This is a genomic window from Pseudoroseicyclus tamaricis, assembly GCF_012070395.1.
Taxonomy (GTDB): Bacteria; Pseudomonadota; Alphaproteobacteria; order Rhodobacterales; family Rhodobacteraceae; genus Pseudoroseicyclus_A; species Pseudoroseicyclus_A tamaricis.
The window spans coordinates 718349-739374 of sequence record NZ_JAAFYS010000003.1; the positions used below are offsets into that span (position 1 = coordinate 718349).

The following is a 21026-nucleotide window of genomic DNA, read 5'->3' on the forward strand; positions in this document are numbered from 1 at the left end:
GGACGAAGCCCACCGCGGCTGGCATGATCGGCGCATGACAGACGCCGGCGCCCTCATTCCCGCCTACGCCCTCTACGGCGAGAGCCGGGACTTTCCCGACGTCCTCCATTGCGAGCGCCTCCGCGACCGGGCCCGCCCCAACGGCTGGGTCATCGCCCCGCACCGCCATCTCGGCCTGCACCAGGTGTTCCTCATCATCGACGGCGGCGGCGAGATGGAGCTGGATGGCGAGCGTCGCCCGGTGGCGGGCGGCGAGATCATCTCCGTCCCGCGCCTCACCGTCCACGGCTTCACCTTCGAGCCGGGGATCGAGGGCTACGTGGTCTCGGTTCCCAATACCGAGATGGCGCGCCTGACGGAGGGCGAGCCGGAGCTCGCCCGCCTCGCCGATGCCCCCCGCCGCCTGCCCGCGCCGCCGCTGGCCGCGCAGGCCTTCACGACGCTGCACGAGGTGCGCCTCGCCCGCCAGCCGGCGCGCGGCCCGCTGCTGCGCGCGCTCGTCCTGCAGATACTCTGCGCTCTCGCGCAGGCGGAGGAGACGGCCCGCCCGTCCCCCTCTCGCCCCCGCGCCACCATCGCCGGCTTCGAGGCACTGATCCGCGAGGACCCGGAGCACCGCTCCAGCATCGCCGCCTGCGCCGCCGCCCTCGGCCTCTCCACCAGCCAGCTCACCCGCCACTGCCGCAGCGCCACAGGCTACTCGCCGCTGGCCTATGCCCAGCTCCTGCTGATGCAGGAGGCCAAGCGCCTCCTCGCCTACACCCGCGAGGACGTCGCCGAGATCGGCTACCGCCTCGGCTTCGACGACCCCGCCTATTTCAGCCGCGTCTTCCGCCGGGTGACGGGCCAGAGCCCCAGCGCCTTCCGGGCGCCGTTCGTGGCATAGCCCGCACACAGCCCCCGGCCCTTCCCTGTTTTCATCTGGCCCAAAATACCCTCGGGGGGGCCGGGGGGCTGGCCCCCCGGTCCCGCAATCTCAACCCGCACACCGCCCGCCCCGACACACGGAACCCTTGAGATGTCAGGTCGCTACCCCTCCAGCGGCTCCAGCAGCCCCGGCCCTTCCGCCCGGTTGGAGTTCACCGCCCGGTCCACCCGGTAGAGCGTCAGCGTCCCCTCCGGCGGCACCTTCATCAGCGTCGCCGCCCCGTGGCCGGCCTCGCCCAGCCAGAGGGGCCAGTCCTCGGGGGCCAGCACCAGCGGCTGGCGGATGTGGATGCGGGACATCTCCTCCCCCGCCGCCAGCGTCACCACCGCGCAGGTCGTGAGCGGGCCGCCCTCGCCCTGCCACTCCTGCCAGAGCCCGCCGAAGACCATCGGCGCGCCGTCGCTGCGGTGGACGAACCACGGCAGCCGGTTGTCGTCCTCGTCCTTAGACCATTCGTAGAAGCCGCTCGCCGGGATCAGGCAGCGGCGGGAGCGGATCGCCTCACGAAAGGCGGGCTTCTCGGCCACCGTCTCGGCCCTCGCGTTGATCAGCAGCGGCCCGCCGTTCGGCGCCTTGTACCATTTCGGCAGCAGCCCCCAGCGCATCGGCCGCAGCCGGCGCTGGCCCTCGGCGGAGGTCACGGCGTGGATGCTGTCCGTCGGGCAGATGTTGTAGTTCGGCGTCGCCGGCAGGTCGTTTGCGGGCACCGCCTCGAAGAGCGAGACCATCGCCTCCTTCGGCAGGGTCAGCGCCATCCGCCCGCACATCAGCGCAGCCCTTCGGAGTAGTGCAGCGCGCCGATGCCGGTGAAGGCGCCCTCCATCCGCTGCCAGAGCGGCAGCGCCTCGTCCCGGTCCATCCGCGCCTCGGCGAAGACCTCCGATAGCCGCCGCCGCCCGTCGACGGCGGAGATCAGCCGCGCCGCCTTCGGCGGCAGTCGGATGGGCATCTCGATACCCGAGGCATTGATCGGCAACGGCCGGGAATTGGCGAGGAGCTTCGTCACCTGGTCCCGCTGGCCGAGCCGCAGGTGGGGCACCGGGTCCCCCTCCGCCGCCGAGGCCGGGGCACGGCCCTCCCCTCGGGCCACCGCGTAGCCGACGTGGGACTTGATGGTGCCGTGGAGCCGCTCGGCCAGCGCCATGCGCGCCCGCGCCCCCATGCCCTCCGGCAGCTCGCAGAGCGGCGCGGGGTCGTAGAGGGCGGGCTGGGTGAAGGAGACGAGCTCCCAACCGGTCTCGTCCATCAGGCCGAGGAGCGTCTGCACATCCATCGCCACGTCCTGCCCGTGGAGGAGGAGGTCGTAGAAGCCAGCGTCGCCGTTCTCATGATCCTTCAGATGCGGGTTGCGCTTGAAGGGGTGGCCCGCCGGCAGCTTCGCCAGCACCTTGCGCGCCGACGCCACCCGCGCCTTCGGCTCCAGCCCCTCGAAGAGCGCGCCGAAGGCCTCCTGCAGCGGGTAGACGCCGCTGCGCCCGTAGGGCGCGTAGACCATGAAGCCGAGGCCCCCGCCCGGCGCCAGTGCGGCGCGCAGCGCCCGGAATCCCTCCGCCGGCTCGGGGAGGTGATGGAGGACACCGCAGCAATCGATGTAGTCGAAGGTGCCGAGGTCGGCAGCGTCCAGCAGCGAGCCGGTGTGGAACGTCACCTCCAGCCCCCGCGCCTTCGCCCGCGCCTCGGCGATCTTCCGCGAGGCCTCGCTGAGGTCGATGTAATGGATGTCATGCGGCTTGCCGGCGGAGGTAAGCACCTGGGCGAGCTGGATCAGCCCGTCCCCCGTGCCGCCCCCCGCCACCAGCGCCCGGAAGGGCTGCGACCAGTCGCGCTGCCCGCCGAAGAGGAAATGGTCGATCTCCACCGGGTGCGATGGCGAGCCGCCGATGAGGCGCTTCGCCTCGTCCTTGGGGTCCCGCTCCGGGTAGGGGAAGGCCTCGTACTGGGCGCGCACGCCCGTCACGAGCCCCAGGCCCTCCGCGCCAGCGCGATCCGCGCCTCCATCATCGACATGTCCTTGAGGATGTCCTGCCGGCGCAGCGGCTCCCCCGTCGCCGCCATCTCGGCGCGCAGGCCCTCCAGCTTGCGCGACAGGGTGACGAACTCCGGCACCGCGCCGTTTTCCGCCATCAGGCGGTTGAGGAGCACGTTCTCCGGGTCGTCATGGCGGGGCAGAGGCTTGCCGGCGCCGGGGAGGTTGTCGAACTCCCCGTTCCGCTCCGCCTCGGCGATGCGGGCGGAGATCAGATCGATCAGCGGATGGTCCATGGCTCTCCCTCGCGGCCGGCCCGGCGAAGATAAGGCGATGCGGCGGGATCGCCAAGCCGGGCCGTCGCGGGGGCCCTGCCCCCGCACCCCCGAGGTATTTCCGGCCAGATGAAGGGGGCCGGGTCGGGAGCCGCGGGAGAGGCCGCTGCCCTGGCGCGCGGGGAGGGCGGGCGGGAGCGCGTCAGGGCAGCGGCCGGCGGCGCAAATGGACAGCCCCCGCCGATTGTGCGGGGGGGCCCTGCCCTCGCCGGGGTCCTTCCCGCGCTCAACTCCGTTGAGGCGGCCTCCATGCTCACCCTCTGGAGAGCGCGCTGGAAGGGCGGACATGGCTCGTGGGGGAGTTCTCCATCGCCGATATCCTGATGGTGGACATCCCGCGCGTCGTGGAGAGGTTCGACGACCTCTCCCTATCCCGCTGCCGCCGCCTACATGAGGTGCGGCACCTACCGGTCGGCCTTTCAGAAGGCGCGGCAGGACCAGCTGGATCACTTCGCGGCCGGCAACACGGCGGTGGGGGCCTGACAAGAAAACGGCCCCCGCCCGGCAGAGGGGCGGGGGCCGCGATGGCCCTTTGGCGCGGGTTACTCGCTCGCGGCGATCACTCGCTGCCCATCATGGTGATGCGCCCGTCGGTGTAGGGCTCGTAGGGCGTGTTGTCGGCGAGGTATTCCGCCGTCACGTCCGCGAGGTCCGGGCCGTAGTCGTAGGCATTCTCGGCATCGACGAACATCGCGTAGCCGTCACCGCCGTTGCGGACGTAGTTGTTGGAGACCACGCCGTACATCGCCTCGGGGTCGATCGCCTCACCGGCGACCATGACGTCGGAGATGCGGCTGCCCACCTCGGCCGAGGGATCGACGGTGAAGGACATGCCCGCGACCTGCGGGAAGCGGCCGGCCTCTTCCTCGATCTGGCTGACGCCGTTCTCGAGCGCCTCGATCATCGTCTGCCCGCTCACCTGGAAGGTGGAGAGCGTATTCTGGAAGGGCAGCACGGTGAGCACCTCGCCCATCGTCACCTCGCCCTCGTCGATGGAGGCGCGCAGGCCGCCCGAGTTGGCGATGGCGATCTGGATGCCCTGATCAGCGACGCGGTCGAGCATGGCGTCGGCGACGAGGTTGCCCATGGAGCATTCCATCGCGCGGCAGACGGTGCGGTCGCCCTCGATCAGGCCGGAGGCCTCGGCCACCACCTCGTTGCGGATCTCGTCGAGCGGCACCGCCAGCTCGGCGATGCGGTCCAAGGCCGCCTGGTCCTCGACCACGGCGGCGTCCATGATGATCGGCGCGCCGCTGGCGGAGATGACGGTGCCCTCGTCGTCGAAGGTCACGTTCAGCTCGCCGAGGAACTTGCCGTAGGCATAGGCGGAGACGATGGCGGTGTCGCCGACCATGGTCGGGTAGGCGCCCTCGGCCCCTTCCATGTCACCCAGCAGGGTGTTGGTGTGGCCGCCCACGATGACGTCGACGCCCGTGGTGTTCTCGGCGACCATCTGGTCCACGCCGTAGCCGGAGTGGGAGAGGACGATGATCTTGTTGACGCCCTCGGCCGTCAGCTTGTCGACCTCGCCCTGCACCGCCTCGGAGGGGTCGGAGAAGGTGATGTTCGGGCCCGGCGAGGCCAGCTCGTCAGTGTCCTGCGGGGTCAGTCCGATGAGGCCGATGGTCTCGCCGCCCACCTCGATGGTGGTGGATTTCTCCAGCACGTCGGCCAGCAGCTCCTCGCCCGAGACGTCGGCGTTGGACATCAGGACGGGGAAGTCGACGGCATCCATGAAGCCGCGCAGCACTTCCGGCCCATCGTCGAACTCGTGGTTGCCGACGGTCATCGCGTCGTAGCCGAGCTGGTTCATGAACTCGGCCGCCATCTCACCCTTGTAGTAGGTGTAGAACAGCGAACCCTGAAACTGGTCGCCGCCGTCGACGAGGATGGAATTCTCGTGCCGCTCGCGGGCATCGGCGATGGCGGTGACGAGGCGGGCCGTGCCGCCGAAGCACTCGCCGGCCTCGTTGTCCTCGGCCGGGCAGGTCGAATCGAAGGCCGAGATCGGCTCGAAGCGGGCGTGGAAGTCGTTGGTGTGCAGCACGGTCAGATCGAAGTCGGCCTGGGCGGCGCCGGCGACGAGCGCCAAGGTGCCGGCGGTCGCGAGAAGGCGAAGGGTCATCGCGATATCTCCCTGTTTATTGGTTATCGGGCCAGCTTGGGCTTCCTGTGTCCAAGCGTCAACGCCCTGCCCTTGCCTGCCCGCGATGACAGGGCCGTGACGCTGCGGGCGCTTGACCACTGCTGAAAGCACAGGCAGGAGCGAAATCATGCAGATCTACAAAATCTTGCGTGGCCCCGAATGGGACGAGCTGCAGGCGAACGGGGCGACCAGGGGCGCCCCGATCGACGTGGCCGATGGCTACGTGCATTTCTCCACCGCCGCCCAGGTCACCGAGACGGCGGCGAAGCACTTCGCCGGCGAGGAGGGGCTCTGGCTCCTGACGCTCGAGTCGGAGGAGCTGTCGCCGCTGGAGTGGGAGCCGTCGCGCGGCGGCCAGCTCTTCCCGCATCTCTACGGCCCCCTGCGGCTGGATGACGTGAAGGAGGCGGTGCCGCTCACGCTCGAGGGCGGCAGCCACCGCTTCCCGCCGCTGGCATGACCCGCCCCGAGGAGGAGCGCGGTTTCTGGGATGATCTCAGGGCGCGCACCGCGAGCTTCATGGATGGCTACGGGCTCGCCCTCTCCCACCGGATGGAGCCGGAGAGGGCTCACAATCTGGCGCTGCGCGCCCTGCGCCTGGGGCTGGGGCCGAGAACAGGGCCCGTCACCTCCAGCCGGCTGACGACGAGCGTCGGCGGGCTGCTCCTGCCCAACCCGCTCGGCCTCGCCGCCGGGTTCGACAAGAACGGCGAGGCGCTCGACGCGCTCGCCCGCATGCCCTTCGGCTTCGCCGAGATCGGCGCCATCACGCCCCGCCCGCAGCCCGGCAACCCCCGCCCCCGGCTCTTCCGCCTCACGGAGGACCGCGCGGCGATCAACCGCTTCGGCTTCAACAACCGGGGGATGGATGACGTCGCCGCCCGGCTGGCGTGGCGCCCGCCGGGGGTGCTTGGCCTCAACATCGGCGCCAACAAGGACAGCGAGGACCGCGCCGCCGATTTCGCCGCCGTGCTGAGCCGCTGCGGCGACCTCGTCGATTTCGTCACCATCAACATCTCCTCCCCCAACACCGAGCGCCTGCGCGACCTGCAGGGGAAAGACGCGCTGGCGGCGCTGCTGGAGCAGGTGATGACCGCCCGGGCGGAGCTGTCGACCATCGTGCCCGTCTTCCTCAAGATCGCCCCCGACCTAAGCGAGGCGGAGCTGGAGGATATCGCCACGCTGGCCGAGCAGACGCGCCTGAGCGGCCTGATCGCCACCAACACAACGCTCTCCCGCGAGGGGCTGACCTCGCCGCTGGCGAGGGAGGCGGGGGGCCTTTCCGGCGCACCGCTCTTCGAGAAGTCGACACGGGTGCTGGCGCAGCTCTCCGGGATGACCTCGCTGCCGCTGATCGGCGTCGGCGGGGTGGCGAGCGCGCAGGACGCCTACGACAAGATTCAGGCCGGAGCCTCGGCGGTGCAGATGTACACCGGCCTGGTCTTCGGCGGGCTGAATCTGCCGGGGGAGATCCTCGAGGAGCTCGATGCCCTCCTCGCCCGCGACGGCTTCGCCAATGTCCGCGAGGCGGTGGGGACGGATCGGGAGCGCTGGCTGGCCTAGGCGGCCTGCCGCCCCATCTCGGGTGGGGCGCCGATCGTCGCCTCCAGCTTGCGGTAGCGCAGGCCCAGCGTGACGGCGCGGGCGACGTAGAAGATCAGCATCGAGGCCCATAGCCCGTGGTTGCCAAAGAGCGGCACGAGGACGCAGAGGACGGCGACGTAGACGAGCCCCGCCTGGATCATCGCGCCGCGCATGGCGCGTGTCCACGTGGCGCCGATGAAGACGCCGTCGAGCATCCAGCTGGCGATGCCGGCCAGCGGCGCGGCGATGACCCACGGCAGGAAATGGGCGCTCGCCTCCCTCACCCGCGGGGCGGTGGTCATCAACGCGATGATGTCCTGCCCGAAGATCCAGAAGGACAGCGCCAGTGGCACCGACAGGCCGAGCCCCCACCAGCTCGCCATGATCGCGGCACGGCGGAAGCGCAGCCGGTCCCCGGCGCCCAGGGCCGCGCCGACCAGCGCCTCGGCGGCGAAGGCGAAGCCGTCGAGCGCATAGGTGACGATGCTGAGGAACTGCAGCAGCACCTGGTTGGCGGCCAGTACCACGTCCCCCTCCCCCGCGGCGAGGAAGAGGAAGGTGGTGATGCCCGCCTGCAGGATGACGGAGCGGATCATGATGTCGCCGTTGACGCTCATCATCCGCCGCAGGCGCTCCCGGTCGAAGATGCGCGCCCAGTCGCGCCACTGTTCGCCGGTAAAGGCGGCGCGGCAGAGCCAGAGGCCGAGCGCCAGCCCCGACCATTCCGCCATCAGCGTCGCCACCGCGACGCCGCCCACGCCCCAGCCGAGGCCGAGCACGAAGAAGAGGTCGAGCCCGATGTTGAGCCCGTTCATCCACAGCTGCAGCAGGAGCACGCCCCGCGTCTTCTCCATCGCGATGAGCCAGCCGGTGACGGCGTAGATGGCGATGGCGGCGGGGGCGCCCCAGATGCGGATGGCGAGATAGCGGCGCGCCAGCTCCTCCACCTCCGCCGAAGCGGGGGCGAGCTTGAAGGCGGCCCAGAAGACGCCGGCCTGCGCGAGGACGAAGACGAACCCCGCCGCCCCCCCGATCATCAGCGCCCGCATAAGCAGCGCGCCGGTCTCGCCGACGTCTCCGCCGCCCCGCGCCTGCGCGACGAGCCCGGTGGTGCCCATCCTGAGGAAGCCGAAGATCCAGTAGATGGACGACAGGATGATGGCGCCGATGCCCACCGCGCCGATGGGCTGCGGCAGGCCGAGCTGGCCCACGACGCCGGTATCGACGGCGCCGAGGATCGGCACCGTGGCGTTGGACAGCACGATGGGCAGCGCGATGGCAAGGATGCGGCGGTGGGTGAGCGGCCCCTCGGCCTTGGAGTCAGCCATGGGTCAGCCGTCGCTCCCGCCCGGGCCATTGCCGCGGGCATCGAACTCGGGCGCCGGGGGCGCCCCCTCTGCCGGCGGGGCAGCGCCCGGACGGTTGGGCATCAGGAAATGGCCGGTGCCCTGCGCGATCAGCCGGGCGCGGTTGTCCTGCCACGCCTCGACATGGACGGAGGCGTAGCGCCGGCCGGAGCGGTTCACCCGCGCCCGCGCATAGGCGTCACGCGGCAGGCCGGCGCGCAGGTAATCGGTCGTGAAGTCGATGGTCTTCGGCAGCCGCGGCGGCGGTGCATCCTCTGCCGTGCTGCCGGCCTCCATCTCCTCCCAGGCGAAGGCCCAGGCCAGCTCGATGATCGCCGTCACCTCTAGGAACGCCGCCGTCACGCCGCCATGCAGCGCCGGCAGCATGGGGTTGCCGATCATCATCTCCTGGTAAGGCAGCACCGCCGTCAGCTCGTCCCCCCGCCGGTCGAAGCGGATGCCGAGGAAGCGCAGGTAGGGCACGCCGGTGACCAGCCGGCCCAGCGCCGCGTCGCGCCGCGCCTTGACGATCTGGACGGGCTCGGGCGAGCGCATCTCAGCCCCGCTCCACGGTGAAGGCGGCTGTGGCGGCGGCGACGGGATCGTCGGCATCCTCGTCGCAGGCCTCGGCCCGCACGAAGGCGACGGTGCGGGTGATGTGGTAGCAGGTGGCCTTCGCCACGATGGGCTGCCCGGGCGTCGCCGAGCGCATGTAGTCGATCCTGAGGTCGAGCGTCGCGGTGCCAGACGGGCAGTCGGGATGCGCCATGACCGCGGCGCCCGCCGTCGTGTCCATCAGGGCGGAGACGGCGCCGCCATGGATGACGCCAGTCGACGGGTCCCCCACGAGGTTTTCGTGCCAGGGCATGACGATCTCCGCCGTGCCGGCGCCGATGGCGCGCATCTTCAGCCCCAGCGCCCGCCCGTGCGGCAGCCCCTCGATGAAGGCCCGCGCAACGCGCTCCCGCCGCGCCTGACCCTCGCTGTCGCCTGTCTCGCTCATGAGGCACTCCTTCGCGCCTGCGACCGTCCTCCATCCCTCGCGCCCCTGCAAGAGCCGCCGACGCGTCGGGGGGCTTGTTGCCGCCGCGACAGGGCGGGGTTAACATTCTCTCGGAGGTGCAGCATGCCCGATGATGACGTCCCCGTCCGCCTGTCGTTCAAGGAGATGTGCGCGCGGTTCGATGTGACCCCGCGCACGCTGCGATATTACGAGTATATCGAACTCCTGTCGCCGGAGCGCGAGGGACGCTCGCGCTACTACGGCCCGAAGGAGGTGGCGCGCATGACGCTGATCCTCCGCGGCCGGCGCTTCGGCTTTTCGCTGGAGGACATCCGCCAGTGGCTGCTCATCTACGAGCACGAGGGCACCGAGGCACAGATGCGCCGGTGGCTGGAGCTGGCGGACAGGCAACTGGAGGAGCTGGCCCAGCAGCGCGCCCAGCTCGACGAGACGATCGACGAGCTGCAGAGCCTGCGAGAGGAAACCTCCCGCTCCCTGCCTGACAGCTGACCCTGCGGCAGGGGGCGGTCACTACTGCCCAGCCCCGGCCCCCCGCGCAAGCAATTGGCGGCACTTTAGGGCGGGACGAATGGTCGCATGCGCTTGGTTCCGCGCGCGCCGGGCGCCGTCAGCCCTGTTTCGCTGACTCGGCGGAAACCTCGAAATTTCAGACGGTTATAACGGCGCTTCGCCGGACGGCCGATTCGTGACCTGAGGTTATGGCCTCCGGAGGGGCCTCCGCTGTTTACGTTCGCGTCAGGCAGCCACTATCTTCCGCCTCAAAAGGTTGTAGACGGGCGACTTTCCGCTGCAATCGAGAAACGGACATGACGGAAGACACCATGACCATCCGCGAGATGTGCGAGGCGTTCGACGTAACACCCCGCACCTTGCGGTTCTACGAATCCAAGGAGCTGCTCGGCCCCATCCGGCAGGGCACAAGACGCCTCTACACCCGCCGCGAGCGGGCCCGGCTGACGCTGATCCTGCGCGGCAAGCGCTTCGGCTTCTCGCTGGAGGAGATCCGCCAGCTTCTGGAGCTCTACTACCTCGGCGACGGCGGCCGCACGCAGACCGCCCAAGCCCTGCAATCCGCGCGCGAGCACCACGCCCGCATGGTGCACCAGCGCGACGAACTGGCCGCGGCCATCGAGGACCTCGAAAGCCTGATCCAACAAGGCGAGAAGGACCTGGAGGGCAAGGGGCCGCCCATCGCCCAGGCCGGCTGAGCCGGCCACGCCTCGCTACGGAGACACACATATGCCGAGCTACAACGCGCCCATCGACGACATGCAGTTCGTCCTCCACGATCTGCTGAAGATCACGGAGAGGGACGTGCCCGGCTATGCCGAGCTCGATCGTGACTTCACCGCCGCCATCCTCGAAGAGGCCGGCAAGGTGGCCCGGGATGTCCTCGCCCCCCTCAACATGGTGGGCGACAGCCAGGGCTGCCGGCTGGAGAACGGCGTGGTGCGCACGCCGGACGGCTTCCGCGAGGCGTTCGACACGGTGCGCGAGGGTGGCTGGACGGCCATCGACGCCGGCGAGGAGTTCGGCGGGCAGGGCCTGCCCTACGTCATGCACACAGCGGTCAACGAGCCGTTCGTTTCCGCCAACATGGCGTTCAACATGTACCAGGGCCTGACGCACGGCGCCTACACGGCGATCCTCGCCCATGGCTCCGAGGCGCAGAAGGCGCTCTACCTGCCGCGCCTCGCCTCCTGCGAATGGACGGGCACCATGAACCTGACGGAGCCTCATTGCGGCACCGACCTCGGCCTCATGCGCACCAAGGCCGAGCCGCAGGACGACGGCTCCTACAAGATCACCGGCCAGAAGATCTTCATCTCCTCCGGCGATCACGACATGGCGGACAACATCGTCCACCTCGTGCTCGCGAAGATCCCCGGCGGCCCCGAGGGCACCAAGGGCATTTCGCTCTTCATCGTGCCCAAGGTTCTGCATGACGAGGAGGGCAAGCTCGGCGCCCGCAACGCTGTCTCCGTCGGCAAGCTCGAAGAGAAGATGGGCATCCACGGTAACTCGACCTGCGTGATGAATTACGACGGGGCGACGGGCTGGCTGCTCGGCGAGGCACACAAGGGCATGCGCGCCATGTTCACCATGATGAACGAGGCCCGCATGGGCGTTGGCCTGCAGGGCTTCGCCCAGGGCGAGGCCGCCTACCAGGCCGCGCTCGCCTACGCCAAGGACCGCCTGCAGGGCCGCGCCGTGACTGGCCCGGCGAACCCCGAGGGCCCGGCCGATCCGCTGATCGTCCACCCCGACATCCGCCGCAACCTCATGGACATGAAGTCCTTCGCCGAGGGCGCCCGGGCGCTCACCTACTGGGGCGCCACGCTCATCGACGCCTCGCACCGGAGCGGCGACGCCGACTCCGAGGCGCTGGTCTCGCTGCTGACCCCTGTCATCAAGGGCTTCCTGACAGACAAGGGTTTCGAGATGGCGACGGCCGCCCAGCAGGTCTACGGCGGGCACGGCTACATCGAGGAATGGGGCATGTCGCAATTCGCGCGCGATGCCCGCATCACCATGATCTACGAGGGCGCCAACGGTATCCAGGCGCTCGATCTCGTCGGCCGCAAGCTCGCCGCGAACGGCGGCAAGACGGTCATGGGCTTCTTCGAGATGGTCAAAACCTTCTGCGCCGAGAACAAGGAGAACGAGACGCTCTCCTCCGGCTTCATCGAGCCGCTGAAAGCCGCGTCGAAGGATCTTCAGGCCGCCGGCATGTTCTTCATGCAGAACGGCATGAAGACCCCCAATGCCGCGCTCGCCGGCTCCTACGACTTCATGCACATGATGGGCCATGTCACGCTCGGCCTGATGTGGGCGCAGATGGCCAAAGCCGCGGCGGAAGCGCTGGAGGCCGGCACCGGCAACCGCGACTTCTACGAGGCGAAGATCGCCACGGGCCGCTACTACATGGCCCGCCACCTGCCGGCGACGAAGATGCACCTCGCCCGCATCGAGAGCGGCGCCGAGCCGGTCATGGCGCTGGCCGAAGAGGCGTTCTAAGCTCTGCCCCGACCCCGTGGACGGGGGCGGACCGCGCCGCCCCTGCCCCAGCCGGGCGGCTCGCCCGCCCGCCAGAGAGCCGGAGCCCGCCGATGCCCAAACGCCTGCGCCTCACCCGCCGCTTCCCCGTCGCCATGACGGAAGACGGCTACCGCCGCCTCAAGCGCTTCGCCCGCGAGGCGGGGCTGGACGAGGGCGAGGCGCTGTCCTTCCTCTTCGAGAACTTCGACAGCGTGATGGACGAGGAGAAGCTCCCCCACCGCCTGCGGCTGTTCAACATAGAGCTGGAAGACCGGAAGCGGTGACCGCTCGCGATCCACTCCCGGCGTCATCGTGGGTGGAGACGTCGGAGCCTCCGGCGGGGAATATTTGAAGAAAAGCGAGAAACAAGGGTGCGCTCAGGCCGCCCCGTTTACTCCAGAGGAGATCAGGGACGGCCCTCGCTTTTCACGGTCATCGGCTTCCCAGCCTGTACCGTAGGACCAGTTTCCCTCAGGTTGGTTTACAGGCGGTAAACGCGGCCCTCGCTTTTCTTCAAATATTCCTCCGGGGGTGCGGGGGTGGAAAACCCCCGCTGTTGAAACAGGAGCCAAACAGCATGACGGCACAGCTCTACTGCTTCGGTGAAAGCGGCCATTCCTACAAGGCGGCCCTGTCGATGACGCTCGCCGGCATTCCGTGGGAGCCGGTCTTCGTCGACTTCTTCAATGGCGAGACCCGCTCCCCCACCTTTCGCGACACCGTCAACGTCATGGGCGAGTGCCCGGTGCTCGTCGACGGCGAGACCCGGCTCAGCCAGTCCGCCCTTATCCAGCTGCGCGTCGTGGAGCAGGCCGGCAAGCTCGGCTGGGCGGACGAGGCGGAGCACCAGGAGGTGCTGCGCTGGCTTTTCTGGGACAATCACAAGATGTCCTCGCAGGCCGGCGCGCTCCGCTACTTCATGAACTTCCTCCCCGAGGAGCATCGCAATGCCGACGTGATCGCCTGGCTTCAGGGCCGGGTTCGCGCCGCGCTGCAGGTGCTGGAGGCAGCGCTGGAGGGGCGGACGTGGATCGCAACGTCACGAGAGGTTTCCATCGCGGATCTGAGCTGTTGCTCCTATCTCTTCTACCCGGAACCGTTCGGCTTCGACCGGGCGGACTGGCCGAATATCGACGCTTGGCTCGACCGGATCGCCGCACTTCCCGGATGGGCGCACCCGTATGAGCTGATGCCCGGCAACCCCTCCGACAGGGCGTGAGCCGGGCGCGAAGGAGGACATGATGACCGACGCCTATATCTACGATTCCGTCCGCACCCCGCGCGGCAAGGGCCGCAAGGACGGGGCCCTGCAGGAGGTCACCTCCGTCCGCCTCTCCGCCGGCGTGCTCGATGCGCTCAAGGAGCGGTCGGGGCTCGAGGGCCATGCGGTGGAGGACGTGATCTGGGGCAACGCCACGCAGGTCGCCGAGCAAGGCGGCTGCCTCGCCCGCACCGCCGTCCTCGCCTCGAAGCTCGACCAGTCGATCCCGGGCCTGTCCATCAATCGCTTCTGCGCCTCCGGGCTGGAGGCGGTGAACCTCGCCGCCAACCAGGTGAAGGGCGGCGCCGGCGCCGGCTACATCGCCGGCGGGGTGGAGATGATGGGCCGCGTGCCGATGAGCTCCGACGGGGCCGCCATCGCCGTCGACCCGAGTGTGGCGATGGGCACCTACTTCGTCCCGCAGGGCATCTCGGCGGACATCATCGCCACCGAGTACGGCATCACCCGCGAGGAGGCCGACGCCTACGCTGTGCAGAGCCAAAAGCGAGCGGCGGAGGCGTGGGCGGAGAAGCGCTTCGCCGGGTCCATCGTGCCGGTGACGGATCAGAACGGCCTGACCATCCTCGACCATGACGAGTACATGCGCCCCGACACGACCGTCGAGGCGCTGGGCAACCTCAAGGCCTCCTTCCGCGAGATGGGAGAGGTCATGCCCGGCTTCGACAAGGTGGCGCTGATGAAGTACCCCCACCTCGAGGAGATCAACCATATCCACCACGCCGGCAACTCCTCCGGCATCGTGGACGGGGCGGCGGGCCTGCTCATCGGCTCCAAGGAATTCGGCGAGGCCCACGGGCTGAAACCCCGCGCCCGCATCCGCGCCACCGCCAAGATCGGCACCGATCCGACCATCATGCTCACCGGCCCCGTCCCGGTGACCGAGAAGATCCTCGCCGACAGCGGCATGTCCATCGGTGACATCGATCTCTTCGAGGTCAACGAGGCCTTCGCCGCCGTCGTCCTGCGGTTCCTGCAGGCCTTCCAGCTCGATCAGAGCAAGGTCAACGTCAACGGCGGCGCCATCGCCATGGGCCACCCGCTCGGCGCCTCGGGGGCCATCATCCTCGGCACCCTGCTTGATGAGATGGAGCGGCGCGACCTCTCCACCGGCCTCGCCACGCTCTGCGTCGCCTCCGGCATGGGGGCCGCCACGATCATCGAGCGGGTCTGATGGCCGTCTTTCGCAACGGCAGTGGCACGCCGGTCACGCCCGGCCCCGCCTACCCCGCGCCCTACACCATGCCGGGCGGTGCGCTGACCTACACGCATCTCTCCGATCCCGGCGGGCTCACCCAGTTCGGCATCGCGCTCGAAACCCTGCATCCCGGCGGGCAATCGAGCCAGATGCACTGGGAGAGCCATGAAGACGAGTTCTGCTACCTGCTGCAGGGCGAGCTGACCGTCGTGGAAGACGACGAAGAGATCATCATCCACCCCGGCGACTGGGTCTGCTGGAAGGCCGGCGAGCCGGTGGCGCATTGCCTGCGCAACCACACCGAGGCGCCCGCGACCTACCTGATCCTGGGGTCGCGCGACGAGCGCAACATCTGCACCTATCCCGGGCTCGACATGCTCGGCACGGCCAATGGCCACACCCATCTCGACGGCACGCCCTACCCGCGGCAGCCGAAACCGGAGGAGTAACCTCATGAGCGATTTCAACTACGAGGTCGATGAGAGCGGCGTTGCCGTCATCACCTGGGACGTCCCTAACAAGAGTATGAACGTGCTTTCGCTGGAGGGCGTCGACGAGCTCTCGGGCCTGATCGACAAGGCGCATGGCGACGCGGCGGTGAAGGGCATCGTCATCACCTCCGGCAAGAAAGACTTCGCCGGCGGGATGGATCTCAACGTCATCGCGAAGATGAAGGACAGCGCCGGCGACACCCCTGCGCAGGGGCTCTTCGACGGCATCATGGGCTTTCACCGGCTGGAGCGGAAGATCGAGCTCGCCGGCATGGACCCCAAGACCAGGAAGGGCGGCAAGCCCACCGTCGCCGCCCTGCCCGGCACCGCGCTCGGCATCGGGCTGGAGATCCCGCTCTCCTGCCACCGCCGCATCCTCGCCGACAACCCGAAGGCCAAGATCGGCCTGCCGGAGATCAAGGTCGGCATCTTCCCGGGCGCCGGCGGCACCACCCGCCTGGTGCGCATGATGGGCGCCATGGGCGCCTCGCCCTTCCTGCTGCAAGGCAAGCTCAGCGACCCCAAGGCCGCCAAGTCTGCGGGCCTCGTGGACGAGGTCGTGCCCGCCGATGAGCTGCTCTCCCGCGCCAAGGAGTGGGTGCTGAACGCCACCGAGGCCGATTGCGTGAAGCCATGGGACCAGAAGGGCTACAAGCTGCCCGGCGGCGCTCCCTTCCACCCGGCGGGCTTTCAAACCTTCGTTGGCGCCTCCGCCATGGTCAACGGGCAGACCTGGGGCGCCTTCCCGGCGGCCAAGGCCATGCTCTCGGCCATCTATGAAGGCGCGATGGTGGACTTCGACACCGCCCTGCGCATCGAGGCGCGCTGGTTCACCAACGTTCTGATGAACCCCTCCAGCAGCGCCATGATCCGTTCGCTCTTCATCAACAAGGAGGCGCTGGAGAAGGGCGCCAACCGCCCCGAGGCGCCCGACCAGAAGGTCGCCAAGCTCGGCGTCCTCGGCGCCGGCATGATGGGCGCGGGCATCGCCTATGTCGCCGCCAATGCGGGCATCGAGGTGGTGCTGATCGACCAGGAGCAGGCCTCCGCCGACCGTGGCAAGGCCCATGCCGAGGGCATCCTCGACAAGGGCATCAGCCGCAAGAAGGTCACGCCCGAGGGCAAGGCCGAGGTGCTCGGCCGCATCAACGCCACGACGGAGCTTGAGGCGCTGGCGGGCTGCGACCTGATCGTCGAGGCCGTCTTCGAAGACCCGGGCGTGAAGGCCGAGATCACCCAGAAGGTGCAGAAGATCATCGGGCCGGAGTGCATCTTCGCCACCAACACCTCCACCCTGCCGATCACCCAGCTGGCGGGCGCCTTCGAGCGGCCCGAGGATTTCATCGGCATCCACTTCTTCTCGCCGGTCGACAAGATGCTGCTGGTGGAGATCATCAAGGGCGAGAAGACGGGCGACCGCGCCGTCGCCAAGGCGCTCGATTTCGTCCGCCAGATCCGCAAGACGCCGATCGTGGTGAATGATGCGCGCTTCTTCTACGCCAACCGCTGCATCATCCCCTACCTCAACGAGGGCGCCCGGATGGTGACGGAAGGCGTGGCCCCCGCGCTGGTGGAACACGCCGCGCAGCTGGTCGGCATGCCGCTCGGCCCCCTGCAGCTGATCGACGAGACCTCCATCGACCTCGCCGTGAAGATCTCCAAGGCCACCAAGGCCGGCATGGGCGATGGGTACCCGGCCGACATGGCGCCGGTGGATGACCTGATGTTCTGGCTCGCCGATGAGGGCCGCCTCGGCCGCAAGGCGAAGGCCGGCTTTTACGCGTATGACGAGAAGGGCAAGCGCACCGGCCTCTGGGACGGGCTCGCCGCCCGCCACCCCGTGGCCGGCGATCAGCCCGAGGTCACCGAGGTGCAGCACCGCCTGCTGATGGCCCAGGTGCTGGAGGCGGTGCGGGCGCTGGAAGAGGGCGTGCTCACCGACATCCGCGAAGGCGATGTCGGCGCCATCCTCGGCTGGGGCTTCGCGCCATGGTCCGGGGGCCCGTTCTCGTGGCTCGACATCCTCGGTGCGGAGAAGGCCGTCGCGATCTGCGACCAGCTCACCGCCGAGCACGGCCCACGTTTCGAAGCCCCCGCCCTCCTGCGCGAGATGGCCCAGAAGAGCCAGAGCTTCTACGGTCGGTTCGGCCCGGAAGCCAAAGCGGCCTGACCCCGAAAGCCGGAGCAGGCAGCCACCGCCCCTCTTGCTCTCGCCCTTTTACAAATACCTCTCGGGGGGGCGCGGGGGGCAGACAGCCCCCCGCTCCTGCCCTCGCCCCCGGACGCCACCGCCCGCCCCCTTGCCGTTCCCCGCGTCGGCCCCCAGAAAGGGCGCATGGAAAAGACCCTCCTCATCACCGGCTGCTCTTCCGGCATCGGCTATGACGCCGCCCGCGGGATGCGGGACCGGGGCTGGCGGGTCTTCGCCTCCTGCCGGAAGGAGGAGGATTGCGCCCGCCTGCGGGACGAGGGCTTCGAATCCCCACGCATCGACTACACCGACGAGGCGAGCATCCGCTCCGGTCTCGCCGAGGTTCTCAAGGCGACGGGCGGCACGCTCGACGCGCTCTTCAACAACGGCGCCTACGGCCTGCCCGCGGCGTCGGAGGATCTGCCCCGCGACGCGCTGCGGGCGATCTTCGAGACCAACGTCTTCGGCTGGCATGATCTGACGCGTCAGGTCATCCCGGTCATGCGCCGGCAGGGCCATGGGCGGATCGTGCACAATTCCTCGATCCTCGGCCTGATCCCCTACGAATGGCGCGGCGCCTACTCGGCCACCAAGTATGCCATCGAGGGTCTGGCGGATGTCTCGCGGCTGGAGCTGCGCTCCGCCAATATCGACGTCGTGCTGATCGAGCCCGGCCCGGTGACGAGCGAGATCCGCCGCAATTCCGTGCCGCATTTCGAGAAGTGGATCGACTGGCAGCGCTCCGCCCGCGCCGCCGATTACCTCGTCCTGCGCAGCCGCCTCTACTCGGAGAACCCCGCGAAGGACTCCTTCGAGCTGCCGCCCTCGGCGGTGACGAAGGTCCTCGCCCGGGCGCTGGAGGCGCGCCGCCCCCGCGCCCGCTACACCGTCACCCTGCCCGCCTTCGTCGCCTCCGTCGGGCGGCGCTTCCTGCCCGCCCGCTGGGTCGACGGCATCATCCTCTACGTCAACCGGCCGAGGCCGGCCCGCCCCCGCCGCGCGGCCTGAGCGCGGCCCTTAACCGGGAGGAGACCCCCATGCTCCGAGACGATCCCCTCTTGCTTCTGCCGCTCGGCGCCGTGCTGCTGGTGGCCGGTGTCCTGCTCTTCGGCATCGGCACCTTCGGCCGGGGCGGGGAGTTCAACAAGCGCAACGCCAACAGGATCATGCGCTGGCGCGTCGGCACGCAGGCCTTCGCCATCGCGATGATCCTCCTTTACGTCTGGCTGAGGTCCAACTGATGGTCGTACTTTCCAAGCTCTACACCCGCACCGGCGATGACGGCACGACGGCGCTGTCCGACGGCAGCCGCGTCAAGAAGCACGCCTCCCGCGTCGCCGCCTACGGCACGGTGGACGAGGCGAATGCCGCGCTCGGCCTCGCCAGCCTCTCGGCGGAGGGCGACGTGGCCGATGCCATTGCCCGCATCCAGAACGATCTGTTCGATCTCGGCGCCGATCTCTCCCGCCCGAACCCGGAGGCGGATGCCGAGGCGCCCCACCCCGTGCTGCGCATCACCGAGGCGCAGGTCACCCGGCTGGAGGCGGAGATCGACGCCATGACGGACGAGCTGGAGCCGCTGCGCAGCTTCATCCTGCCCGGCGGCACCCCGCTCGCCGCCCATCTGCACCTCGCGCGCACCGTGACGCGCCGCGCCGAGCGGCTGGCGATGGAGCTGGCGGAGGACGAGGCGGTCAACGACGCCGCCCTGCGCTACCTCAACCGCCTGTCCGACTGGCTCTTCGCCGCGTCGCGCATGGCGAACGACGGCGGCCGGGCGGACATCCTCTGGGTGCCCGGCAAGGGGCAGTAGCCCTCAGCTCGGGTCCCGCCAGCGGTTGGCGATGGGGTAGCGCCGGTCGAGCCAGAAGGCCCGGTTCGACAGGCGCGTGCCCGGCGCGGACTGGAAGCGCTTGTACTCGCTGATGTAGATCAGGTGCTCGATGCGCTTGACCACCTCGCGGTCGAAACCCGCCGCCACGCAATCGGCGACGCTGGCCTCCCGGTCGACGAGCATCTCGAGGATGCCGTCGAGCACGTCGTAGGGCGGCAGCGAATCCTCGTCCTTCTGATCGGCGCGCAGCTCCGCCGAGGGCGGCTTGTCGATGATCCGCACGGGGATCACCTCGCCCGCCGGGGCCTTCATCCACGGGCGGTGATGGGCGTTGCGCCAGCGGCAAACCTCGAAGACGCGGGTCTTGTAGAGATCCTTCAAGGGGTTGTAGCCGCCGTTCATGTCTCCGTAGATCGTGGCGTAGCCCACCGCGACCTCCGACTTGTTGCCGGTGGTCAGCAGCATCTCCCCGAACTTGTTGGAGAGCGCCATGAGCAGCAGGCCCCGCAGGCGCGACTGGATGTTCTCCTCCGTCACATCCGGCTCGCGCCCCTCGAAGAGCGGCGCCAGCGTGTTGGTGATCGCGTCCCGCCCCTCGGTGATCGGCACGAAATCGTAGCGGCAGCCCAGCCGCTCGGCGGCGAGCTTGGCATCCTCCAGCGAATGCCCGGAGGTGTATTCGGAGGGCAGCATCACCGCGCGCAGGTTCTCGGGCCCCAGCGCATCCGCGGCGATGGCCGCCGTCAGCGCGCTGTCCACCCCGCCGGAGAGGCCGAGCAGCGCGGTCTTGAAGCCGCACTTGCGCATGTAGTCGCCGAGCGAGAGCACCATGGCGCGGTAATCCTGCTCCAGCGTGCCGGGGTGGACGGCCTTCTCGCCCTCTTCGGCGACCCAGCCCTCCGGCCCCTCGTGGAAGTCGACGTGGGAGATCATCTCCTCGAAGACAGGCATCTGCAGCGCCAGCGCGCCCTTGCGGTTGAGCACAAAGGAGCCGCCGTCGAAGACCTGGTCGTCCTGCCCGGCGACCTGGTTGAGGTAGACGAGCGGCAGCCCCGTCTCCACCACCCGGGCCACCATGTGATGCATCCGTACGCCGAACTTGTCGCGCCGGTAGGGGGAGCCGTTGGGCACGACGAGGATGTCGGCGCCGCTCTCGGCCATCGCCTCGGCCACGTCGGGGAACCACGCATCCTCGCAGATCGGCAGGCCGATGCGCAGCGGCCCGGCATCGAAGGGGCCGGAGAGCGGGCCGGAGGCGAAGACGCGCTTCTCGTCGAAGACGTTGTAGTTGGGCAGCTCCGTCTTCAGCTTGCGGTAGTGCACCTGCCCGGCCTTCAGGACGGCGTAGGCGTTGTAGAGCAGCCCCGTCTCCGCGACATAGGGCGCGCCGATGCCCAGCATGGGGCCGTCCGCACACTCCCGCGCGAGAGCCTCGACCGCCGCCATCGCATCATGCGCGAAGGCCGGCTTCATCACGAGGTCCTGCGGCTGGTAGCCGGTCAAGAACATCTCGGGCAGCACCACGAAGTCGGCGCCGGCATCGCGCCCGGCCTCCCAGGCCGCCTTCGCCTGCGCGGCATTGCCGGCGATGTCGCCCATCACCGGGTTGAGCTGCGCCAGGGTGAGGCGGAAGCGGTCGGGCATCGCCGGCTCCTCGTTTCAAGG

The 21026-nt window shown here is 69.3% G+C and carries 21 protein-coding genes and 1 pseudogene; 14 read left to right on the forward strand and 8 right to left on the reverse strand.

Annotated features, from left to right (window positions below; all coding sequences use genetic code 11):
• The first annotated feature begins 34 nt into the window (after positions 1 to 34).
• A complete protein-coding gene (locus tag GY170_RS15385) occupies positions 35 to 886 on the forward strand; it encodes a helix-turn-helix domain-containing protein (protein ID WP_163895187.1) in 852 nt (283 codons plus the stop codon).
• Positions 887 to 1029: 143 nt separating this feature from the next.
• Here GY170_RS15385 and GY170_RS15390 read toward each other — a convergent pair whose 3' ends face one another.
• The 4 genes from GY170_RS15390 to GY170_RS15405 all read right to left on the reverse strand — a co-directional run bounded on the left by GY170_RS15390 (position 1030) and on the right by GY170_RS15405 (position 5354).
• Positions 1030 to 1695 (reverse strand): SOS response-associated peptidase, encoded by a 666-nt coding sequence (locus GY170_RS15390; RefSeq protein ID WP_163895189.1) that lies wholly within the window; start codon positions 1693 to 1695, stop codon positions 1030 to 1032.
• On the reverse strand, positions 1695 to 2885 hold the full coding sequence (locus tag GY170_RS15395) for a class I SAM-dependent methyltransferase (protein WP_163895191.1): 1191 nt from the start codon (positions 2883 to 2885) through the stop codon (positions 1695 to 1697). The genes GY170_RS15390 and GY170_RS15395 overlap by 1 nt, the downstream gene beginning before the upstream one ends.
• On the reverse strand, positions 2882 to 3190 hold the full coding sequence (locus GY170_RS15400; RefSeq protein ID WP_163895193.1) for a DnaJ family domain-containing protein: 309 nt from the start codon (positions 3188 to 3190) through the stop codon (positions 2882 to 2884). Before GY170_RS15400 ends, GY170_RS15395 begins: the two co-directional genes overlap by 4 nt.
• A 598-nt stretch (positions 3191 to 3788) precedes the next feature.
• Positions 3789 to 5354 (reverse strand): bifunctional metallophosphatase/5'-nucleotidase, encoded by a 1566-nt coding sequence (locus tag GY170_RS15405; protein ID WP_163895195.1) that lies wholly within the window; start codon positions 5352 to 5354, stop codon positions 3789 to 3791.
• Positions 5355 to 5502: 148 nt separating this feature from the next.
• Here GY170_RS15405 and GY170_RS15410 point away from each other — a divergent pair, with 148 nt between their 5' ends.
• The gene (locus GY170_RS15410) at positions 5503 to 5835 is read left to right on the forward strand and encodes a DUF952 domain-containing protein (RefSeq protein ID WP_163895196.1); all 333 of its coding nucleotides are present in this window, start codon (positions 5503 to 5505) and stop codon (positions 5833 to 5835) included.
• Between the two features lie 59 nt (positions 5836 to 5894).
• Positions 5895 to 6938, forward strand: a complete 1044-nt coding sequence (locus tag GY170_RS15415) for a quinone-dependent dihydroorotate dehydrogenase (protein ID WP_163895396.1) — start codon at positions 5895 to 5897, stop codon at positions 6936 to 6938.
• Here the strand turns inward: GY170_RS15415 and GY170_RS15420 are convergent.
• The 3 genes and pseudogenes from GY170_RS15420 to GY170_RS15430 all read right to left on the reverse strand — a co-directional run bounded on the left by GY170_RS15420 (position 6935) and on the right by GY170_RS15430 (position 9308).
• Complete coding sequence (locus GY170_RS15420; RefSeq protein WP_163895198.1) at positions 6935 to 8287, reverse strand: MATE family efflux transporter; 1353 nt, start codon at positions 8285 to 8287, stop codon at positions 6935 to 6937. The genes GY170_RS15415 and GY170_RS15420 overlap by 4 nt on opposite strands.
• Positions 8288 to 8371: 84 nt before the next feature.
• Positions 8372 to 8860 (reverse strand): annotated as a pseudogene (locus GY170_RS15425) (PaaI family thioesterase); the annotation flags it as partial.
• A gap of 1 nt (position 8861) precedes the next feature.
• On the reverse strand, positions 8862 to 9308 hold the full coding sequence (locus tag GY170_RS15430; RefSeq protein ID WP_163895202.1) for a PaaI family thioesterase: 447 nt from the start codon (positions 9306 to 9308) through the stop codon (positions 8862 to 8864).
• A 123-nt stretch (positions 9309 to 9431) separates the two neighbouring features.
• On the opposite strand from GY170_RS15430, the gene GY170_RS15435 reads away from it, so the two are divergent.
• From GY170_RS15435 to GY170_RS15485, 11 genes are all read left to right on the forward strand, one after another.
• Positions 9432 to 9818, forward strand: coding sequence for a MerR family transcriptional regulator (locus GY170_RS15435; RefSeq protein ID WP_163895204.1), 387 nt, complete (start codon positions 9432 to 9434; stop codon positions 9816 to 9818).
• A 317-nt stretch (positions 9819 to 10135) separates the two neighbouring features.
• Positions 10136 to 10537: a MerR family transcriptional regulator gene (locus GY170_RS15440; protein WP_163895206.1), complete on the forward strand. Its 402-nt coding sequence runs from the start codon at positions 10136 to 10138 to the stop codon at positions 10535 to 10537.
• Positions 10538 to 10568: 31 nt separating this feature from the next.
• Positions 10569 to 12347 (forward strand): acyl-CoA dehydrogenase C-terminal domain-containing protein, encoded by a 1779-nt coding sequence (locus GY170_RS15445; RefSeq protein ID WP_163895208.1) that lies wholly within the window; start codon positions 10569 to 10571, stop codon positions 12345 to 12347.
• 92 nt (positions 12348 to 12439) lie between these two features.
• Positions 12440 to 12652 carry a hypothetical protein gene (locus GY170_RS15450; RefSeq protein WP_163895210.1) on the forward strand — a complete coding sequence of 71 codons (213 nt, stop codon included), beginning with the start codon at positions 12440 to 12442 and terminating at the stop codon, positions 12650 to 12652.
• A 293-nt stretch (positions 12653 to 12945) separates the two neighbouring features.
• Positions 12946 to 13587, forward strand: a complete 642-nt coding sequence (locus GY170_RS15455) for a glutathione S-transferase family protein (RefSeq protein ID WP_163895212.1) — start codon at positions 12946 to 12948, stop codon at positions 13585 to 13587.
• Between the two features lie 22 nt (positions 13588 to 13609).
• Entirely contained in the window at positions 13610 to 14821 is a 1212-nt protein-coding gene (locus GY170_RS15460) for an acetyl-CoA C-acetyltransferase (protein WP_163895214.1), read from the forward strand.
• The gene (locus GY170_RS15465) at positions 14821 to 15294 is read left to right on the forward strand and encodes a cupin domain-containing protein (RefSeq protein WP_163895216.1); all 474 of its coding nucleotides are present in this window, start codon (positions 14821 to 14823) and stop codon (positions 15292 to 15294) included. The genes GY170_RS15460 and GY170_RS15465 overlap by 1 nt, the downstream gene beginning before the upstream one ends.
• A 4-nt stretch (positions 15295 to 15298) precedes the next feature.
• On the forward strand, positions 15299 to 17506 hold the full coding sequence (locus GY170_RS15470) for a 3-hydroxyacyl-CoA dehydrogenase NAD-binding domain-containing protein (RefSeq protein WP_163895218.1): 2208 nt from the start codon (positions 15299 to 15301) through the stop codon (positions 17504 to 17506).
• Positions 17507 to 17671: 165 nt separating this feature from the next.
• Complete coding sequence (locus GY170_RS15475; RefSeq protein WP_163895220.1) at positions 17672 to 18535, forward strand: SDR family NAD(P)-dependent oxidoreductase; 864 nt, start codon at positions 17672 to 17674, stop codon at positions 18533 to 18535.
• A gap of 29 nt (positions 18536 to 18564) precedes the next feature.
• Positions 18565 to 18768 (forward strand): twin transmembrane helix small protein, encoded by a 204-nt coding sequence (locus tag GY170_RS15480; protein ID WP_163895221.1) that lies wholly within the window; start codon positions 18565 to 18567, stop codon positions 18766 to 18768.
• Positions 18768 to 19340: a cob(I)yrinic acid a,c-diamide adenosyltransferase gene (locus GY170_RS15485; RefSeq protein WP_163895223.1), complete on the forward strand. Its 573-nt coding sequence runs from the start codon at positions 18768 to 18770 to the stop codon at positions 19338 to 19340. The genes GY170_RS15480 and GY170_RS15485 overlap by 1 nt, the downstream gene beginning before the upstream one ends.
• 3 nt (positions 19341 to 19343) lie before the next feature.
• Here GY170_RS15485 and GY170_RS15490 read toward each other — a convergent pair whose 3' ends face one another.
• Positions 19344 to 21005, reverse strand: a complete 1662-nt coding sequence (locus GY170_RS15490) for an NAD+ synthase (RefSeq protein WP_163895225.1) — start codon at positions 21003 to 21005, stop codon at positions 19344 to 19346.
• Positions 21006 to 21026 lie beyond the last annotated feature (21 nt).

What these genes read in the sequence shown, in the direction of transcription:
- GY170_RS15420 (WP_163895198.1), bottom strand. Translation starts at nt 8,287, where the DNA reads ATGGCTGACTCCAAGGCCGAGGGGCCGCTCACCCACCGCCGCATCCTT.
- GY170_RS15435 (WP_163895204.1), top strand. Translation starts at nt 9,432, where the DNA reads ATGCCCGATGATGACGTCCCCGTCCGCCTGTCGTTCAAGGAGATGTGC.
- GY170_RS15440 (WP_163895206.1), top strand. Translation starts at nt 10,136, where the DNA reads ATGACGGAAGACACCATGACCATCCGCGAGATGTGCGAGGCGTTCGAC.
- GY170_RS15465 (WP_163895216.1), top strand. Translation starts at nt 14,821, where the DNA reads ATGGCCGTCTTTCGCAACGGCAGTGGCACGCCGGTCACGCCCGGCCCC.
- GY170_RS15445 (WP_163895208.1), top strand. Translation starts at nt 10,569, where the DNA reads ATGCCGAGCTACAACGCGCCCATCGACGACATGCAGTTCGTCCTCCAC.
- GY170_RS15405 (WP_163895195.1), bottom strand. Translation starts at nt 5,354, where the DNA reads ATGACCCTTCGCCTTCTCGCGACCGCCGGCACCTTGGCGCTCGTCGCC.
- GY170_RS15455 (WP_163895212.1), top strand. Translation starts at nt 12,946, where the DNA reads ATGACGGCACAGCTCTACTGCTTCGGTGAAAGCGGCCATTCCTACAAG.
- GY170_RS15390 (WP_163895189.1), bottom strand. Translation starts at nt 1,695, where the DNA reads ATGTGCGGGCGGATGGCGCTGACCCTGCCGAAGGAGGCGATGGTCTCG.
- GY170_RS15450 (WP_163895210.1), top strand. Translation starts at nt 12,440, where the DNA reads ATGCCCAAACGCCTGCGCCTCACCCGCCGCTTCCCCGTCGCCATGACG.
- GY170_RS15410 (WP_163895196.1), top strand. Translation starts at nt 5,503, where the DNA reads ATGCAGATCTACAAAATCTTGCGTGGCCCCGAATGGGACGAGCTGCAG.
- GY170_RS15430 (WP_163895202.1), bottom strand. Translation starts at nt 9,308, where the DNA reads ATGAGCGAGACAGGCGACAGCGAGGGTCAGGCGCGGCGGGAGCGCGTT.
- GY170_RS15400 (WP_163895193.1), bottom strand. Translation starts at nt 3,190, where the DNA reads ATGGACCATCCGCTGATCGATCTGATCTCCGCCCGCATCGCCGAGGCG.
- GY170_RS15475 (WP_163895220.1), top strand. Translation starts at nt 17,672, where the DNA reads ATGGAAAAGACCCTCCTCATCACCGGCTGCTCTTCCGGCATCGGCTAT.
- GY170_RS15485 (WP_163895223.1), top strand. Translation starts at nt 18,768, where the DNA reads ATGGTCGTACTTTCCAAGCTCTACACCCGCACCGGCGATGACGGCACG.
- GY170_RS15490 (WP_163895225.1), bottom strand. Translation starts at nt 21,005, where the DNA reads ATGCCCGACCGCTTCCGCCTCACCCTGGCGCAGCTCAACCCGGTGATG.
- GY170_RS15385 (WP_163895187.1), top strand. Translation starts at nt 35, where the DNA reads ATGACAGACGCCGGCGCCCTCATTCCCGCCTACGCCCTCTACGGCGAG.
- GY170_RS15480 (WP_163895221.1), top strand. Translation starts at nt 18,565, where the DNA reads ATGCTCCGAGACGATCCCCTCTTGCTTCTGCCGCTCGGCGCCGTGCTG.
- GY170_RS15470 (WP_163895218.1), top strand. Translation starts at nt 15,299, where the DNA reads ATGAGCGATTTCAACTACGAGGTCGATGAGAGCGGCGTTGCCGTCATC.
- GY170_RS15460 (WP_163895214.1), top strand. Translation starts at nt 13,610, where the DNA reads ATGACCGACGCCTATATCTACGATTCCGTCCGCACCCCGCGCGGCAAG.
- GY170_RS15415 (WP_163895396.1), top strand. Translation starts at nt 5,895, where the DNA reads ATGGATGGCTACGGGCTCGCCCTCTCCCACCGGATGGAGCCGGAGAGG.